Source organism: Cellulomonas sp. S1-8, from assembly GCF_026184235.1.
In the GTDB taxonomy this organism is placed as follows: Bacteria; Actinomycetota; Actinomycetes; order Actinomycetales; family Cellulomonadaceae; genus Cellulomonas.
Genome location: NZ_CP110806.1, coordinates 2,468,546 through 2,485,695 on the forward strand (window position 1 = coordinate 2,468,546; position 17,150 = coordinate 2,485,695).

Below are 17,150 nucleotides of genomic sequence, written 5' to 3' on the forward strand. Positions count from 1 at the left end.
GAGCCCGGGTCGGTCGTTCGGTCGTGCGTCGTGCGCGTCAGGCGGGTGCCACACCGGGGGCCGTCGTGTCGCCCGGCGCCGTCGCCGTGGCAGGGCTGACGACCGCGGTCGCCCCGTCGATCTTCGTCACGGTGACCGCGCTCCCCGGGGGCAACGAGCCGCCGTCGGCGGTGCGTGCGCTCCACACCTCGCCGGCGAGCTTCACGCGACCGGCCGTGCCGTCCACCATCGAGACGACGACCGCGTCGCGGCCGACCAGCGCTGCGGCGTTGGTCTCCGGCAGCGGTCCACGTCCCCGCAGGTGGCGCAGCAGCCAGGGCCGCAGCGTCGCGAGCAGGATGACGGACGTCGCCGCCGCGACGAGGATCTGCACGGCCACGGGGGCACCCAGCGCGTAGGCCAACCCGCCTGCCAGGGCACCGCCGGCGAACATGATGAGGACCAGGTCCAGCGAGATCATCTCCAGGATGCCCAACGTCAGGGCTCCCCCGACCCACCAGAGCCATCCCATGCCCGCCACCTCCGCTGCTCGCCGTTCTCCGTCAACCGATCCTATGTGATCGCTTTGCGATCCGATGGGTCGAGTGGTACCGGCTCGGCGACGATCAGCGCGCGGGTCGGTCCGTGGCGTGCGCCGACCACCGGCCGTCGGTGTCGTCGAGGCGCAGCGGGAGGTCGAACGTGCCGGACAGGTTCTCCTCGGTGAGCACCTCGCCGATCGGCCCGGACGCGAACACCTGCCCGGCGCGCAGCAGGAGCAGGTGGGTGAACCCCGGCGGGATCTCCTCGACGTGGTGCGTCACCAGCACCAGCGCGGGCGAGCGACGGTCGCGCGCGAGCTCCGCCAGGGCGCCGACGAGCTCCTCACGCCCTCCCAGGTCCAGGCCGGCGGCCGGCTCGTCCAGCAGCAGCAGCTCGGGGTCGCTCATCAACGAGCGTGCGATCTGCACCCGCTTGCGCTCCCCCTCGGACAGGGTGCCGAACCAGCGCTCGGCCAGGTGCCCGACGCCGAACGCGGCCAGCAGGTCGGACGCACGCGACTCGTCGACCGTCTCGTACGTCTCGCGCCACCGCCCCGTCACGCCGTACGCGGCCGTCAGCACGACGTCACGCACCGTCTCCCCCGACGGGATCCGGTCGGCGAGCGCGGCGCTCGCGAGCCCGATCCGCGGCCGGAGCTCGGCGACGTCGGTCGCACCCAGGCGCGCCCCGAGCAGATCGGCCGTCCCGGACGTGGGGTGCATGCGCCCCGCCGCCACCTGCAACAGGGTCGTCTTGCCCGCACCGTTGCGGCCGAGCACCACCCAGCGGTCGCCCTCGCGCACCTGCCACGACAGCGACTCCAGGATCGTCGTCGCCCCCCGGCGGATCGTCACGTCCTGCAGGTCGAGCACGTCGGTCATGGGCACAGACCCTAACCGTCCGCGGGCACGCGACATGCCGGGACGGCCCGATCCGGCCCCACCCGCACGGACGTCACAGCTCTATCGACAGCATCGTGGAGGAGTGCGCCACCTCGTAGCCCAGCGCGGCGTACAGGCCGTGCGCGCCGGAGGGGTTCGCCGTGTCGACCTCGAGCTCGGCGTACGCCATCTCGTCGTCGGCGTACGCGCGCATGACGCGGACCAGCAGCGCCACCGCAACACGTCGGCCACGCCACTCGCGTCGCACGCCCAGCAGGTCGGTGTAGCCGGACGTGTACCCCGCGGCCGGCCAGTCCTGCTCGAAGCGGCTGGACACGGCGTACCCGACGACCCGGTCGGCGTCGTCGAGGGCCGCGAACGACCACGTCGGGGCGAACATCGAGCGCGCCTGCTGCCACTGCTCGGGCGTGCGCGGCTCGGAGCCCCAGTGGTCGGCGAACACCTCGTTGTGGGCGAGCCGCACGGCGTCGTCGAGCTCCGGCGTCCACGGCACGACGCGCAGCCCGTCGATCGACGGCACGTCGGGTAGCGGCACGTCGAGCGGGCGTCGCATGTGCGTGTAGTAGCGGATGGGCGCGAACCCCGCGGCGCGGTAGACCTGCGCCACCTCGGGCGTCGCGTCGTCGCAGTACGTGGCGATGCGGGCAGGCAGCTCCTTGCCCGACGCCGCGAGCAGCTGGCGGGCGCGCGCCTGCGACCACGCCACGAGCGCGGTGCCGATGCCGCGTCCCCGCCAGGCGGGATCGACCGTGCCCTCGACGAACGCGCGCACGACGCGCTCGTCCCCCGGGGCCGTGTCGACCTGCGCCCAGGCCCGCGGCACGCCGTCGACGTCGAGCCCGACGAGGGTGTCGAGCCGCAGGTCGCGCCACTCCCCCTCGAGCTCCTCGGTGACCTCGGGGGCCGAGGTGCGGAACGGCAGCGCGTCAGCCTCCTGCGACCGGACGTTCAGCGACGCCAGGGCGTCGGCGTCGTCCAGGGTCGCCGGGCGCCACGTCAGTCCCCGGTCCGACGCGGGCAGCGGGACCTGCGCGGGCGGCGCGGCGCGGACGGCCAGAGGCGTGGTCGTGTCGGTCATGGTCGACAGCCTGGCGTGGTCGTCGGCGCCTGGCCAGCTGTTCTGCGCGTGGCAGGCCGCCGTGCCGTCAGGCGTCGATGCGCGACTGGTCCAGGGAGTGAGCGTTGGCGACGATGAAGTCCTTGCGCGGGGCGACGTCGGAGCCCATCAGCAGCTCGAACACCTTCTCGACGTGCGCGGCGGCGTGCTCGGCCTCGCCGACGCGGACCCGGCGCAGCGTGCGGTGGCGCGGGTCCATCGTCGTCTCGGCGAGCTGGTCGGCGTCCATCTCCCCCAGCCCCTTGTAGCGCTGGATGTCGTCCTTGTAGCGCCGGCCCGACCGGTCGAGCTTCTTCAGGGTCGTCGCCAGCTCGACCTCGGAGTACGTGTACACGTACTCGTTCTTGCGGGAGCCGGCGCCGATGACCTCGATCCGGTGCAGCGGCGGTACCGCCGCGTACACCCGCCCCGCGTCGACGAGCGGGCGCATGTACCGGAAGAACAGCGTGAGCAGCAGCGTGCGGATGTGCGCACCGTCCACGTCGGCGTCCGTCATCAGCACGATCTTGCCGTAGCGCGCCGCCTCGAGGTCGAACGTGCGACCCGACCCCGCGCCGAGCACCTGGATGATCGCGGCGCACTCGGCGTTCTTCAGCATGTCGCCGACCGACGCCTTCTGGACGTTGAGGATCTTGCCGCGGATGGGCAGCAGCGCCTGGAAGTCGGAGCTGCGCGCGAGCTTGGCCGTGCCCAGCGCGCTGTCGCCCTCGACGATGAACAGCTCGCTGCGCGCGACGTCGTCGATGCGGCAGTCGGCGAGCTTGGCCGGCAGCGACGACGACTCGAGCGCGTTCTTGCGGCGGGAGATCTCCTTCTGCTTGCGGGCCGACACCCGTGCCCGCATCTCCCCGACGACCTTGTCGAGCAGCAGCGCGGAGTGCGCCTTCTCGTCGCGCTTCGACGAGCCGAAGATCGCCGTGAGCTGCTGCTCGACGACGCGCGCGACGATCCCGCGCACGGGACCCGTGCCGAGGACCTCCTTGGTCTGGCCCTCGAACTGCGGCTCGGCGAGCCGGACCGTGACCACGGCCGTGAGACCCGCGAGCACGTCCTCCTTCTCGACCCGCTCGGCCGACGAGTCCTTGACGGAGAACTTCAGGCGGCGGGCGTTCGCGGCCACCTGCGCACGGACGGTCTTGAGCAGCCCCGCCTCGAAGCCCGCGAGGTGCGTGCCGCCCTTGGGCGTCGAGATGATGTTGACGAAGCTGCGCACCTCGGTCGCGTAGCCCGTGCCCCACCGCACCGCGACGTCGACCTCGCACGTGCGCGAGACCTCCTGCGGGGACATGTGCCCCCGGTCGTCGAGCACCGGGACGGTCTCGGTGAACGTGCCCTCGCCCGTCAGGTGCCAGGTGTCCGTCACGGCGGCGTCGGGGGCCAGGTGCTCCACGAAGTCGACGACGCCCCCGGTGTGCAGGAACGTCTCCTCGTGCGGTCCGTGCTCACCCGGCGTCCCGGCCACGCCGCGCTCGTCGCGCACCGTGATCGCCAGGCCGGGCACCAGGAAGCTCGTCTGCCGCGCCCGGGTCACCAGCTCGTCGTAGGCGAAGACCGCGCCCTTGGGGAAGATCTGCCGGTCCGCCCAGTACCGCACGCGGGTGCCCGTCACGCCCTTGGCGACCTTGCCGACGACCGTGAGCTCGGACCCCTGGACGAACGGCTCGAACGGCGACTCCGGGCTCACGCCCGCGCGGTCGTCGAACTCGCCGGGCTCCCCGCGGTGGAACGTCATCCGGTACGTACGACCACCGCGGTCGACCTCGACGTCGAGGCGCGCGGACAGCGCGTTGACGACGGACGCGCCCACGCCGTGCAGGCCGCCCGACGCCGCGTACGAGCCGCCGCCGAACTTGCCGCCCGCGTGGAGCTTGGTGAGGACGACCTCGACGCCCGTCAGGCCCGTCTTGGGCTCGACGTCGACGGGGATGCCGCGTCCGTTGTCGCGCACCTCGACCGAGGAGTCCGCGTGCAGGACGACCTCGATGCGGTCGCCGTGGCCACCGAGCGCCTCGTCGACCGAGTTGTCGATGATCTCCCACAGGCAGTGCATCAGCCCGCGGCTGTCCGTGGTGCCGATGTACATCCCGGGGCGCTTGCGCACGGCCTCGAGACCCTCGAGCACCGACAGGTGCCGCGCGGTGTAGCCGGCCTGGGCGGAGGTCGTGGTCACGGCGCCGATCGTATCCGGGCGGACCGACAGGGCCGTGGTCGCCATGCCGCGGAGCCGGCCGGACCGTGGCCTCCTCGACGTGTCGGCCGGTCACGCGGCAGGGTGACGGTGGTCGACACGTGTCGTTCGTGTGACGTGCTCCCCCGTCGAGACACTCCCCGATCACGATCTCGTGACGCCGTGTCACGATCTTGTACGCAGAGAGCGAACCACCCCTTCCCGATGACGTGGATCACCAAGGCGGATGGTTCTATGGAGAGGTGACAGGGACGACGATCGAACCCACGACCCCGCTGACGGCCGCAGACCGCTGCGACCGCTGCAACGCGCAGGCCTATGTCCGTGTCGTGCTCCCGGTCGGTGAGCTGCTGTTCTGCGCGCACCACGCGCGCGAGCACGCACCGAAGTTCGCCACCGTCGCGACGCACGTGCAGGACGAGACGGATCGGTTGCTGGCCGAGCACGGCGCCGGCGCCGGGGCGGCCGGCTGACACCGCCGCACAGGACGATCGACGAAGGCCCCGGACCACCTGGTCCGGGGCCTTCGTCGATCTCGCAGGTGGTGCTGCCGCACTCGCGGGTGCGGAACCACTCAGTCCAGGTAGTCCCGCAGGACCTGGGAGCGCGACGGGTGCCGCAGCTTCGACATCGTCTTGGACTCGATCTGGCGGATGCGCTCGCGCGTGACGCCGTAGACCTTGCCGATCTCGTCGAGGGTCTTGGGCTGGCCGTCGGTGAGGCCGAACCGCATGGACACGACGCCGGCCTCACGCTCGGAGAGCGTGTCGAGCACCTGGTGCAGCTGCTCCTGGAGCAGCGTGAAGCTGACGGCGTCCGCGGGGACGACGGCCTCGGAGTCCTCGATGAGGTCGCCGAACTCGCTGTCACCGTCCTCACCGAGTGGCGTGTGCAGGGAGATGGGCTCACGGCCGTACTTCTGGACCTCGACGACCTTCTCGGGCGTCATGTCGAGCTCCTTGGCCAGCTCCTCCGGCGTGGGCTCGCGGCCCAGGTCCTGGAGCATCTGGCGCTGCACGCGCGCGAGCTTGTTGATGACCTCGACCATGTGCACCGGGATGCGGATGGTGCGGGCCTGGTCGGCCATCGCTCGGGTGATCGCCTGCCGGATCCACCAGGTGGCGTACGTCGAGAACTTGTAGCCCTTGGTGTAGTCGAACTTCTCGACCGCGCGGATCAGACCGAGGTTGCCCTCCTGGATGAGGTCCAGGAAGAGCATGCCGCGACCGGTGTAGCGCTTGGCGAGGGAGACGACGAGCCGCAGGTTCGCCTCGAGGAGGTGGTTCTTGGCACGACGGCCGTCCTGGGCGATCCACTCGAGCTCGCGACGCATCTTCGGCTCGAGCGTGTCGCGGATCTCCGCGAGCTTCTCGTCCGCGAACAGGCCGGCCTCGATCCGCTTGGCGAGCTCGACCTCCTGCTCGGCGTTCAGCAGCGCGACCTTGCCGATCTGCTTGAGGTAGTCCTTGACGGGGTCCGCTGTGGCACCGGCCGTCACGACCTGCTGGGCAGGCGCGTCGTCGTCGTCGGCGTCGGAGTACACGAAGCCCGTGTCCTCGGGCTCGTCCTCCTTCTTCACGACCGCGGGCTTGGCGACCGTCTCGTCGCCGTCCTCCTCGGTGTCGTCCGTCTCGACCTCGACGACGTCGGCGACGTCCACGACCTCGGGCGTCTCGACGTCCACGAGCTCGGCCACGTCGACGTCGACGTCGGCGTCGTCCACGTCGTCAGCGGTCTCGTCCGTCGACGCCGTGGCAGGCGCGGCCTTCGCGGCGGCGGCCTTGGCGGCCGGCTTGGCGGCCGTCGTCTTGGCAGCGGCCCGGGCCGGCTTCGCGGGGGTGGGGGCACCGTCGACGACGGACGCCTTGGCGGCGGGACGCGACTTCGCGCTCGTCGCGGCGACCGCCCGGCCGGCGTTCCCGAGGTCGTTGACGTCGACGCCGGCGGTGCCGAGCCCGCGGACGACCGCGCGCAGCCGCTTGGGGTCCTCGACGCCGGCGGCCTCGCAGGCGGCACGCACCGACGCGGTGTCGACGCTGCCGTGGGTCCGCCCGCGCATGACCAGCTCCTGCAGCGCAGGGTGCTGGAACTCGCGCGGAAGGGCGGGGTGGGGGGTCTGGGACGTCACGAACGACCTTTCGTCAGCGCGGCAACCGGAACCGAGGAGAGTCCGAAGGACCGGGAGACAGACGGATATTGTACCGACCGATGGAGGGGTGCCGCGCGTGAAGCCATGCGCGCCGCATGCGGCGCGTCTCCAGCCCTCGGGGGTCGACCTGCTGCAACGCCCCGGGGCGCGGCGACATTCCCGTCGTCGGGCACCCGGGCGCGTCGTGCGAGCGCCACGGGACGTCGGGACGACCCGACGAAGGCGGTGCAGGTGGGCGTCAGCCCGTGGGCTTGACCGTCAGCACGGGGCACGGGGCGTCGAACAGGACCCGCTGCGCGTTGGACCCGAGGATGAGCTTGCCCACAGGGCTGCGGCGACGCAGGCCGAGCACGATGAGCTGGGCCCCGACCTCCTCCGCGGTGCTGATGAGGTCGTCCGCGACGTCGCCACCGTCCAGCAGGCGGACGTCGTGCGCGACGCCGAGCGCGTCGAGGTCGTCGCGCACCTTCCCGAGGTCCGCCTCGGTCTGGGCGCGCCGCTCCACCGGCTCGTCCGGACGCACGCTGAGCACGACCACGACGGGCACGGACCTGCGACGCGCCTCCGTGACGGCGGCGTCGAGCGCGGCGTGCCCCTCCGGGGTCGCCAGGTAGCCGACCACGATTCCCATCGTCGCTCCTCCTCCTGGCCCCGGGGGTGGCCTCGTGCGCGACGCTACCGGAGCGCGGCACGCGCGACGACCTCGGCGGTCGTGCGAGTGGGCCCTGCGGGTCGCTCACGGGTGCCGCCGCGCCCAGCCGGGGGCGAGCCCGGCGTCGAGGGCGCCGCGCAGGAGGTGGGCCAGGCGGTACGCCGGGTCGTCACCCAGCGCGCGGTCGAGCAGCACCGCCGCGCGCGCACCGTCGCCCTGCCACCACGCGACGGTGGCGAGCAGGGTCGACGCCGGGGCCTGCGCTCCGCGACGTCCGTGTGCGACGACGTCGTCGAGGGCGGCCTGCGCCCGCCGGGCGGCGTCGTCCGGCGGGGCGCCGGTGACCGGGTCCACGAGCAGGGAGATCGCGTCACGCAGCTCGGCGTCCTCCGCGGGGCCCGCGTGCGCGAGCGCACGCTCCGGCAGGGAGTCGGCGCCCGGCAGGATCGCCACGAGCATCGCGTCGCGCACCCGACGGTCGACCAGCCCGGCCTCGACGCGCCCCAGCAGCGCGATCCGGGTGACCGGGCCGTCGTCCGTGCCCGGCGGGGCGGTGAGGAGCGCACGCCAGGCCGCGAGCGACTCGCCGCGCCAGCGGGCCACGGCGGCGGCGCCGTGGGCGTGGGCCCGCACCGCCGCGTCGGTCCGACGACGGCGGACGCGCGCCACGGCGCGACGGGCGGCGATCGGCGCGGTGGCCACCCTCCCGAGCGACTCGCGGCCCGGCGCCACGACCGAACCGGCCAGCACCATCTCGGCGCCGGCGCGGGTGGACTCCAGGTCGCTGAGCGGCCGCCCGCCGGGTGGGCAGCAGTCGGGGTCGCACGCGAGGCAGCGGTACGCGCCGTCACCCACCACGACGACGTCGACGCCCCCGAACGGCACGTCGAAGGCCTCTGCGACGTGCGCGGCGGCGGCGTCGACGGGACCGGCACGGTCCGGGTCGACGGCGTCGGCGTACAGGACCAGGACGGCGCGACGTGCACCGTCACGGTCGAGGTGGGTCGCCAGCGAGCGGGCGACCTGCGGCCCGTGCTCGGGGTCGGCGACGTCGGCCAGGTCGACGCGGGCGACGAGGCCCACACGCCCGCGGGGCCCTCGCAGGCTGACCGCGACGGCGCTGTCCTGCGGGTGGAAGCCGAGCAGGTGCGGGACGAGGGCGAGCAGCTCACGGGGCTCGCCGAGCCGGAGGACGAGGGGTTCCATGGGCCCACCGAACCGCGTGCGTCGGCGGCTGTGGGGTGCGGGTGGCGGAACTGTGGGCGAGGGCGTCACGAGGGTGACCTGTGGTCGGCTCACGACCGCCCGCTCGCCGACGCGCCGCTACCCTGGCGCCGTGCCCCGTCCCACGACCTCCGCCCTGGCCGTCGCCGCGGTGCTCTGCGCGGGCGCGATGGCAGGGTGCAGCGCCACGCCGGGGCCCGCGCCCACGGCCAGCACGTCCGCGGCGGCGGCCGCCGCCACGCCCGACGAGACGCTGCTCACCGACGAGATCGACGACGACACGGCGGTCGGCACGCTCGCACCGGGTTTCCCCGCGGCGCTGGTGCCCGTGCCGCCGGACGCCGAGGTGCTCGTCTCGTCGGCCGAGCCACTGGCGGACGGCAGGCTGCGCATCAGCCTCAACGTCCGGACCGGTCAGGAGACGGGCGCCCTGCTGGACGCGGTCCGCGGTCCGCTCGTCGCCGCCGGCTTCGCCGAGTCGGCGCCCCCGGCACCCGAGGCGGGCCTCGCCGCCCAGGCCACGTTCTCACGTTCGGAGGGGGCCGAGCTCCTCGTCGTGGGCGTCCTCGACAGGGACGGTCTGCGGACGATGACCTTGGGCGGGACGGTCACCGCACCGTGACCCTAGGGTAGGCGTGTGCCCACCTCTCACACCTCTCTCGTCGACCGTGAGAACCTGCGCGCCGGGATCGACGCAGCTCTGACGCGGCACGTCGCCCACCTGCGGGAGACCGCGCTGGCGATCAGCCCGGACGCGGCGCCCGTCGCCGAGGCGGTCGAGCGGATGATCACCGGCGGCAAGCGGCTGCGCGCCGCCTTCTGCTACTGGTCGTGGCGCGCGCACGGCGGGACGCCCGGGGACGAGCGCGAGCAGGCCGTGCTGCGTGCCGGGGCCGCGCTCGAGCTGTTCCAGGCGGCGGCGCTGTTCCACGACGACGTCATGGACGACTCGAGCACGCGCCGCGGGCTCCCCACGGCGCACCGGGTCTTCGCCACCCGGCACCAGGCCGCGGGGCGCCGGGGCGAGCCGCGCCGCTTCGGCGACGGCGTCGCTATCCTGCTCGGTGACCTCGCGCTCGTCGCGAGCGACGAGGAGATGGCGCACGCGCTGGCCACGGTGCCCGCGCCGGTCGCACGCACCGCGCGCGCCGTGTTCGACCTCATGCGGACCGAGGTGACGATCGGCCAGTACCTCGACCTCGTCGCGCAGACCATGCCGTGGGGCGACCCGGCCGACGACGAGCGGCGGGCGCGCGACGTCGTGCGCACCAAGGCCGCGCGCTACAGCGTCGAGCACCCGCTGGTCCTCGGTGCGGCGCTGGCCGGGGCCGACGACGAGGCGCTCGCGGGCTGCCGCGCCGTGGGGCTGCCGCTCGGTGAGGCCTTCCAGCTGCGGGACGACCTCCTGGGCGTCCTCGGCGACCCGTCGACGACGGGCAAGCCCACCGGCGACGACCTGCGCGAGGGCAAGCGGACCGTCCTGGTGGCCCGCGCGCTGGCCCGCGCGACCGCCGCAGGTGACACCGACGCGGTGGACGTCCTCACGCGGCGCGTGGGCGACCCGCATCTCGACGCCGAGGGGGTGGCCGTGCTCACGGAGCTCCTGGTGCGGACCGGGGCCGTCGCCGAGGTCGAGGAGCTCATCGACGACCTGCGCCGTCAGACCTTCGAGCAGATCGCGGCCCGCGCCTGGCCGGAGCCCGCGCGCGGCGCACTGGTCGCGCTCGCGCACGCCGCGGTGGACCGCGCCGCCTGAGCCGTCCGACGGGCACGACCCGCACCTGACCGGCACGGGGCGACCCACCGGCTACAGCAGCGCCTGTGCGACCCTCCGCACCTCGGTCTTGCGCCCCGCACGCAGCGCGGCGATCGGCGTGGTCCCCAGGGTCTCCTCCGGGGAGAACAGCCACTCGATCGTCTCGTGGTCCGTGAAGCCGTCGTCCTCCAGCACCGTCAGCGTGCCCTGCAGCGCGGCGAGCACGGCCCACGGCCGGTCGTCCGAGGGAGCCTCGGGCTGGGCCGGGTTGGCCAGGTGCCCGGGGACCAGCAGGTCCGCCGGCACGCTGAGCACCGGCGGGCTCCCCCGCCGGACGCCGACGAGCTTGCGCTCCTGCAGGAGGCGGCGCACCTTGCCCCCGTCGACGTCGAGCATCTCTGCGATGTCCGGGACGGTCAGCCACGTGCCGACCAGCTGGTCCAGATCCGAGGGTGCACTCACCCGGTCAGCCTACGGGTCGAGCGCGCCAGGGCTGACATCGGCCCTGCGGGCTTTCGGTCCCGGGCGATCTCGTCTAGCGTCAATTTTTGTCACACCTGTCACATGAGCACCAGACGTCACCGACGACACGCCGCACGACGCGCCGCGCCGCCTGTGCTCCACCACAGCACGACCCATCGATCCACCACAGCTCGACCAGCCTGGGGGGGCCATGTCCGTCAACTCACCGCGCCCGCGCACCGTCGTGCGCGCCGCGACCGGGACGGGCGCGACGCTCGCTCTCGCGACCGTCGCGCTCGCCGCCACCGGCACCGCCGGCCACGCCGACGACTACACCGTCCGCGACGGCGACACCCTGACGTCGATCGCGCGCCGCACCGGCACGACGGTCGCCCGGCTGGCCGCCGACAACGCGCTGGCCGACCCCTCGTTCGTCCGCGCGGGCCAGGTGCTGCGGCTGTCGACGGCCGCGCCCGCTGGACCGACCGCGCCGGCACCGTCGGGGGCGTCCTACGTGGTGCGCTCGGGCGACACCGTCTCCGGCATCGCGGGACGGCACGGCACCACGGTCGCCGCGGTCGTGGCGGCCAACGGGCTCGACGGTCGCGCGTTCATCCGCGTCGGCCAGACCCTGACGATCCCCGGGGGCGCGCGGCCCACCGCGTCCGCCGCCCCGGCGACCTCCCCCGGCGCCGCCTACACGGTCCAGGGCGGTGACACCGTCTCCGCCATCGCGTCGCGCCACGGCACCACCGTCGCCGCCGTCGTGGCCGCCAACGGCCTGGACGCGCGCGCCGCCATCCGCGTCGGCCAGACCCTGACGATCCCCGGGGCGACGTCCGGCGCACCGGCCACCACGCTCGTCGGCAGCACGTTCGCGGGCCGCACCTACGCCGCGCACGTGGTCGGTGCGGCCAACCAGAACAAGGCCGCGCTGCTGGCGGCCGGCGTGCCGTCGCGCGCCGACATGCAGGCGAAGGTCGCGGCGACCGCCCGGGCGATGGGGGTCGACCCGGCGCTCGCGCAGGCCGTGGCCTTCCAGGAGTCGGGCTTCGAGCACACGTCGGTCTCCCCCGCCAACGCGATCGGGACCATGCAGGTCATCCCGTCGTCGGGCGAGTGGGCCTCCCAGCTCGTCGGGCGTCCGCTGAACCTGCTGGACCCCGACGACAACGTCGTCGCGGGGGTCGCGATCCTGCGCTCGCACGTGCGCACGGCCGGCGACCTGCCGACGGCCATCGCGTCGTACTACCAGGGCGCGTCCTCGGTGCAGCGCAACGGCATGTTCTCCGACACGCGCCGGTACGTCGCCAACGTGCAGACCCTGATGACGCGCTTCGGCTGACGCGCGGCTCCCCGGATCTCGGGCCCCGCGACCGTAGACTGCCGCGCGTGGGAACCACCGTCACCGATCCGCTCGTGGGCCGTCTGGTCGACGGTCGGTACGAGGTCGTCTCCCGCATCGCGCGCGGCGGCATGGCGACGGTCTACCTCGCGATCGACCGGCGCCTCGACCGTGAGGTCGCGCTCAAGGTCATGCACCCGCACCTGGCCGAGGGGGCGTCCGGCGGCGCGTTCGTCGCGCGGTTCCGCCGCGAGGCCCGCAGCGCCGCACGGTTGACGCACCCGGGGCTGGTGTCGGTGTTCGACCAGGGCGTCGACGGCGAGACCAGCTACCTGACGATGGAGTACGTCGACGGGTCGAACCTGCGGCGGCAGATCGCCGAGCAGGGCGCCCTGCGGGTCGGCGAGGCGCTGCGCGTCACCGAGTGCGTCCTCGACGCGCTCGCCGCCGCCCACCGCACGGGCCTGGTGCACCGCGACGTCAAGCCCGAGAACGTCCTCATCGCGTCCGACGACCGGGTGCGCGTCGCGGACTTCGGCCTGGCCCGCGCGGTCACCGAGGTCACGGCGACGACGACGGGCACGGTCCTGGGCACCGTCGCCTACCTGGCACCCGAGCTGGTCCAGCACGGCGCGAGCGACGCCCGCACCGACGTGTACGCCACGGGCGTGATGCTCTTCGAGATGCTGACGGGTCGGCAGCCGTTCACCGGCGAGACCCCCATCCAGGTCGCGTTCCAGCACGTGAACTCCGAGGTGCCGGCGCCCTCCACCCGCGTCGACTGGCTGCCGTCGGAGGTGGACGAGCTGGTCGGTGCGCTCGCCGCGCACGACCCCGACGACCGTCCCGTCGACGCCGCGGCCGCCCTGCAGCTCGTGCGCCGCAGCCGCGCCGCGCTCGACGGGGTCACCCTCGACCGCCGCGCGGACGTCGCCGCGACGGTCGTGCTGCCCGCCGCGACGGATCCCGGCGAGGGCGACCCGTCCGAGACGGACGACGGGTTCGACGCGGACGACAACTTCACGACCCGTGTCCCGGTCGGGGACCACGCGCGCGGCGGCACGGTCGCGCTGCCCATCGGCCTGGGCGTCGTCGCGGTCCCCGAGACCGCGGACGTCGCACCCGTGCGACGCCGGTGGCCGCTGGTGGCTGCCGTCGTCGCCGTCCTCGCCGTGCTGGGGCTCGGCGCGTGGTGGTACCTCGAGGTCGGCCCCGGCGCGTACACGCAGGTCCCGGCGGTCGTCGAGGAGACGGAGGCCGACGCGGTCGCCGCGCTCGAGTCCGCTGGCCTGCGGCACACCCGCGCCGCCGCGTTCGACGACGACGTGCCTGCGGGGTCGGTCGTGGCGACCGACCCCGGTCCGGGCGCCGACGTCCGCAAGGACGGGACCGTCACCGTGACGGTGTCGCAGGGTCCCGACCTGGTCGCAGTGCCCGACGGCATCGTCGGCGCCATGCAGGCGCAGGCCGAGCTGGCGCTCGTCGACGCCGACCTTCAGGTCGCCTACGGCGCAGAGGCCTACCACGACGAGGCGCCCGCCGGGCAGGTGCTGAGCGCCACGCTCCCGGACGGCTCTGCGGCCGAGCCCGGCGCCGACGTGCGACGTGGCGGCACGGTCACGCTGGTCCTCTCGCGCGGCCCGGCCCCCGTCACGGTCACCTCCGTCGTCGGCATCACCGTCGAGGACGCCCAGGAGCAGCTCACGCCCGACGCCCTGACCGTCGAGGCCACCGAGGCCTTCCACGACACCGTCCCCGCCGGCCGGATCATCGACCAGACGCCCGCGGCGCGCGAGACCGCGTACCGCGGCGGCGTCGTCGCGGTCACGGTGTCGAAGGGGCCGGAGATGGTCGAGATGCCCGACCTGACGGGCAAGCAGTTCGACAAGGCGAAGGCCGACCTGGAGGCGCTCGGTCTCACGGCCAAGCGCGAGAACGTGCTGGGCGGCATCTTTGGGACCGTGCGGATCCAGAGCGTCCCCGCCGGGCAGATGGTCCGCAAGGGCACCGAGGTCGTGCTGCAGGTCGTCTGACGAGCGGCCTCACCGCCGGACGACGAAGGCCCCGGCGCGACCGCAGGACGGTCGCACCGGGGCCTCGTCGGCACCTCAGGCGCGGCGCAGCAGCTCCACGACCTGGAACGCCATCTCGAGCGACTGCTGGTGGTTCAGGCGCGGGTCCACGAGCGTCTCGTACCGCCGTGCCAGGCCCGCGTCGTCGATCTCCTCGGTCCCGCCGAGCACCTCGGTGACGTCGTCACCCGTGAGCTCGACGTGCAGACCGCCGGGCACGGTCCCCAGGGCGCGGTGCACCTCGAAGAACCCGGCGACCTCGTCCATGACGTCGCTGAACCGGCGCGTCTTGTAGCCGTTGGCGGACGTGATGCCGTTGCCGTGCATCGGGTCGCACACCCATGTCACGGGGCGGCCGTCGGCCGTCACCTTCTCGACGAGGGCGGGCAACAGGTCACGCACCTTGCCGGCGCCCATGCGCGTGACGAACGTCAGGCGGCCGGGCTCCCCCGTCGGGTTGAGCTTGTCGATGAGGGCGATGGCGTCGTCCCCGACCGTCGTGGGCCCGAGCTTGACGCCGATGGGGTTGTGCACGCGCGAGAAGAAGTCGACGTGCGCGGCGTCGAGCTGGCGCGTGCGCTCCCCGATCCACACGAAGTGGGCCGAGCAGTCGTACGGCAGGCCCGTGCGCGAGTCGACGCGCGTCAGGGGACGCTCGTAGTCGAGCAGGAGGCCCTCGTGCGCCGAGTAGAAGTCGACCGAGCGCAGCGCGTCGAAGTCCGCACCGCACGCCGCCATGAAGCGGATGGCGCGGTCGATCTCCGCCGCGAGGTCCTCGTAGCGCGCGTACGCGGGGTTGGCCGTGAAGCCCCGGTTCCACTCGTGCACGCGCAGCAGCGACGCGAAGCCGCCGGTCGTGAACGCGCGGACGAGGTTCAGCGTCGACGCGGACGTGTGGTACGCCTCGAGCAGGCGCGCCGGGTCCGGCGTGCGGGCCTCGACGGTGAAGTCGAACCCGTTGATGATGTCGCCGCGGAACGCGGGCAGCGTGACACCGTCGCGCGTCTCGACGTCCGACGAACGGGGCTTGGCGTACTGGCCCGCCATCCGCCCCATCTTCACCACGGGCATGCTCGCGCCGTACGTCAGCACGACCGCCATCTGCAGGATCGTCTTGATCTTGTTGCGGATGTTGTCGGCGGTCGCCTCGGCGAACGTCTCGGCGCAGTCCCCGCCCTGCAGGACGAAGGCCTCGCCGCGCTGTGCCGCTGCGAGCTGCGCGCGCAGGGCGTCGGCCTCACCGGCGAACACCAGCGGCGGCAGGCTCGCCAGCCGGTCGCGGACGCGGCGGACCGCGCCCGCGTCCGGCCACTGCGGCTGCTGCGTGACGGGCAGCGCCTCCCAGGCGTCGAGGCCCGCGACGACCCGCGGGTCCGGCTCGACGGTCATGAGTGGCTCGCCCGGACGAAGGGCTGACCGATGTCCTCGAGCAGACGGCCGAACCAGGGCTGGGACACGTCGAACGCCTTGCCGCCGGCGATCCGCGGGAACTCGATCGCGCGCAGGCGGTCCTCGTTCTCCTCGTCGTGGCCGATGACGCCGGACTCCCCGCGCAGGGCGCACTCGACGGCCAGGTCGGTCATCGACTTGATGAGACGCAGGTCCTCGGCGTTCGCGGCCGCGGCTCGCGAGTAGTAGCCGGACTTCTGCACCATGACCTTCTCGGCACCGAGCTTCGCGGCGAACTGCTCGGCGAACCACTGGCCCGGGTTGATCGTGTCGAGCTTGACGTGGCCGAACGGGTCACGCTGCACCGTCTGGCCCGACGCCTCGACCTGCTCGACGATCTCGTGCATGCCGGCACCCTCGGACAGGAAGATGTTGACGTTGCCGATCTCGTCCATGACGCCCTTGAGGCGCGTCGCCTCGGCGTCGATGTCGAGCGCGAGCTCGGGCAGGAAGACCGCGTGGATGTCCCAGCGCTCGCGCGTCAGGCCGATGCCCGGGACCCACTCCTGCGTGTCGAGCCACTTGCGGTACTCGGCGGCAGCGGCGGCGGTGAGCCAGCCGCAGTGGCGGCCCATGACCTCGTGGACGATGAGCATCCGCGGGCCCGAGCGGTGCTCGCCGATGATGTTCGCGGCGAAGCCGGCGGCCTCCTCGGCAGCGGTCCACGCGCCCAGGGACTGCTTGATCGGCACCACGTCGTTGTCGATCGTCTTGGGCAGGCCCACGACCGTCAGCTCGTAGCCGTTCTCGTGCAGGTACGCGGCGAGGTCCGCGGCGGTCGTGTTGGTGTCGTCACCACCGATGGTGTGCAGGACGTCCACGCCGTCGGCCTTGAGCCTGTCGGCTGCGACCTGCAGCGGGTCCTGGCCCTCGGCGACCAGGCCGCGCTTGACGCAGTCCTTGGCGTTGGTGAGCTTGACGCGCGAGTTGCCGATGGGCGAGCCACCGAAGCGGTGCAGCACGCCGGCCTGCGCGCGGACCTCGGGGGTGATGGTCACGCTGTCGCCGCGCAGCAGGCCGTGGTAGCCGTGCTGGTAGGCGATGATCTCGACCTCGGGGGCGATCTCCGTGTAGCGCTCGATGAGGCCTCCGACGGCGGAGGACAGGCAGGGAGCGAAACCGCCGGCGGTCAGGAGGGCGACGCGACGGACCGACATGGGGCACACCTCTCGTTGGCAGAGCACTGACGGGCACGGGTCCTCGGGACGTACCCGGCCGGCGCCCAGCGTGGGTCCCGCGGGCGGGGCGCGTCCGGGACCGAGGTCCGGGTCGCACCGCCACGCAGGTGACGGCGGGGCACGCGCCCCGACGG

General features: G+C 73.6%; 15 protein-coding genes. 5 read left to right on the forward strand and 10 right to left on the reverse strand.

Going from position 1 to position 17,150, the window contains the following annotated elements:
- Positions 1-37: 37 nt before the first annotated feature.
- The 4 genes from OKX07_RS11075 to OKX07_RS11090 all read right to left on the reverse strand — a co-directional run bounded on the left by OKX07_RS11075 (position 38) and on the right by OKX07_RS11090 (position 4,711).
- A complete protein-coding gene (locus tag OKX07_RS11075; protein ID WP_265628134.1) occupies positions 38-511 on the reverse strand; it encodes an NfeD family protein in 474 nt (157 codons plus the stop codon).
- A 94-nt stretch (positions 512-605) separates the two neighbouring features.
- Positions 606-1,403: an ABC transporter ATP-binding protein gene (locus OKX07_RS11080; RefSeq protein WP_265628135.1), complete on the reverse strand. Its 798-nt coding sequence runs from the start codon at positions 1,401-1,403 to the stop codon at positions 606-608.
- Between the two features lie 73 nt (positions 1,404-1,476).
- Complete coding sequence (locus OKX07_RS11085) at positions 1,477-2,502, reverse strand: GNAT family N-acetyltransferase (protein ID WP_265628136.1); 1,026 nt, start codon at positions 2,500-2,502, stop codon at positions 1,477-1,479.
- Between the two features lie 67 nt (positions 2,503-2,569).
- The gene (locus OKX07_RS11090) at positions 2,570-4,711 is read right to left on the reverse strand and encodes a DNA gyrase/topoisomerase IV subunit B (RefSeq protein ID WP_265628137.1); all 2,142 of its coding nucleotides are present in this window, start codon (positions 4,709-4,711) and stop codon (positions 2,570-2,572) included.
- A gap of 260 nt (positions 4,712-4,971) precedes the next feature.
- Between OKX07_RS11090 and OKX07_RS11095 the strand changes: the two genes are divergently transcribed.
- A complete protein-coding gene (locus OKX07_RS11095; protein WP_265628138.1) occupies positions 4,972-5,202 on the forward strand; it encodes a hypothetical protein in 231 nt (76 codons plus the stop codon).
- Between the two features lie 101 nt (positions 5,203-5,303).
- On the opposite strand, the gene OKX07_RS11100 is transcribed toward OKX07_RS11095, so the two are convergent.
- The 3 genes from OKX07_RS11100 to OKX07_RS11110 all read right to left on the reverse strand — a co-directional run bounded on the left by OKX07_RS11100 (position 5,304) and on the right by OKX07_RS11110 (position 8,736).
- The gene (locus tag OKX07_RS11100) at positions 5,304-6,857 is read right to left on the reverse strand and encodes an RNA polymerase sigma factor (protein ID WP_265628139.1); all 1,554 of its coding nucleotides are present in this window, start codon (positions 6,855-6,857) and stop codon (positions 5,304-5,306) included.
- A 259-nt stretch (positions 6,858-7,116) separates the two neighbouring features.
- A complete protein-coding gene (locus OKX07_RS11105) occupies positions 7,117-7,509 on the reverse strand; it encodes a universal stress protein (RefSeq protein WP_265628140.1) in 393 nt (130 codons plus the stop codon).
- Between the two features lie 105 nt (positions 7,510-7,614).
- The gene (locus OKX07_RS11110) at positions 7,615-8,736 is read right to left on the reverse strand and encodes a DUF4192 domain-containing protein (protein ID WP_265628141.1); all 1,122 of its coding nucleotides are present in this window, start codon (positions 8,734-8,736) and stop codon (positions 7,615-7,617) included.
- Positions 8,737-8,866: 130 nt separating this feature from the next.
- Here OKX07_RS11110 and OKX07_RS11115 point away from each other — a divergent pair, with 130 nt between their 5' ends.
- The gene (locus tag OKX07_RS11115; protein ID WP_265628142.1) at positions 8,867-9,376 is read left to right on the forward strand and encodes a hypothetical protein; all 510 of its coding nucleotides are present in this window, start codon (positions 8,867-8,869) and stop codon (positions 9,374-9,376) included.
- A 15-nt stretch (positions 9,377-9,391) separates the two neighbouring features.
- Entirely contained in the window at positions 9,392-10,510 is a 1,119-nt protein-coding gene (locus OKX07_RS11120) for a polyprenyl synthetase family protein (protein ID WP_265628143.1), read from the forward strand.
- A gap of 51 nt (positions 10,511-10,561) precedes the next feature.
- On the opposite strand, the gene OKX07_RS11125 is transcribed toward OKX07_RS11120, so the two are convergent.
- Positions 10,562-10,972 carry an Rv2175c family DNA-binding protein gene (locus OKX07_RS11125; protein WP_265628144.1) on the reverse strand — a complete coding sequence of 137 codons (411 nt, stop codon included), beginning with the start codon at positions 10,970-10,972 and terminating at the stop codon, positions 10,562-10,564.
- A gap of 211 nt (positions 10,973-11,183) precedes the next feature.
- On the opposite strand from OKX07_RS11125, the gene OKX07_RS11130 reads away from it, so the two are divergent.
- Together OKX07_RS11130 and pknB are read left to right on the forward strand one after the other, a co-directional pair.
- On the forward strand, positions 11,184-12,317 hold the full coding sequence (locus tag OKX07_RS11130) for a LysM peptidoglycan-binding domain-containing protein (RefSeq protein WP_265628145.1): 1,134 nt from the start codon (positions 11,184-11,186) through the stop codon (positions 12,315-12,317).
- A gap of 47 nt (positions 12,318-12,364) precedes the next feature.
- The gene (pknB, locus tag OKX07_RS11135) at positions 12,365-14,350 is read left to right on the forward strand and encodes a Stk1 family PASTA domain-containing Ser/Thr kinase (RefSeq protein WP_265628146.1); all 1,986 of its coding nucleotides are present in this window, start codon (positions 12,365-12,367) and stop codon (positions 14,348-14,350) included.
- A gap of 75 nt (positions 14,351-14,425) precedes the next feature.
- Here pknB and OKX07_RS11140 read toward each other — a convergent pair whose 3' ends face one another.
- Together OKX07_RS11140 and OKX07_RS11145 are read right to left on the reverse strand one after the other, a co-directional pair.
- Positions 14,426-15,778 (reverse strand): class II 3-deoxy-7-phosphoheptulonate synthase, encoded by a 1,353-nt coding sequence (locus OKX07_RS11140; protein WP_265628147.1) that lies wholly within the window; start codon positions 15,776-15,778, stop codon positions 14,426-14,428.
- Positions 15,775-16,995 carry a pyrophosphate--fructose-6-phosphate 1-phosphotransferase gene (locus OKX07_RS11145; RefSeq protein WP_265628148.1) on the reverse strand — a complete coding sequence of 407 codons (1,221 nt, stop codon included), beginning with the start codon at positions 16,993-16,995 and terminating at the stop codon, positions 15,775-15,777. The genes OKX07_RS11140 and OKX07_RS11145 overlap by 4 nt, the downstream gene beginning before the upstream one ends.
- Between the last annotated feature and the right edge of the window lie 155 nt (positions 16,996-17,150).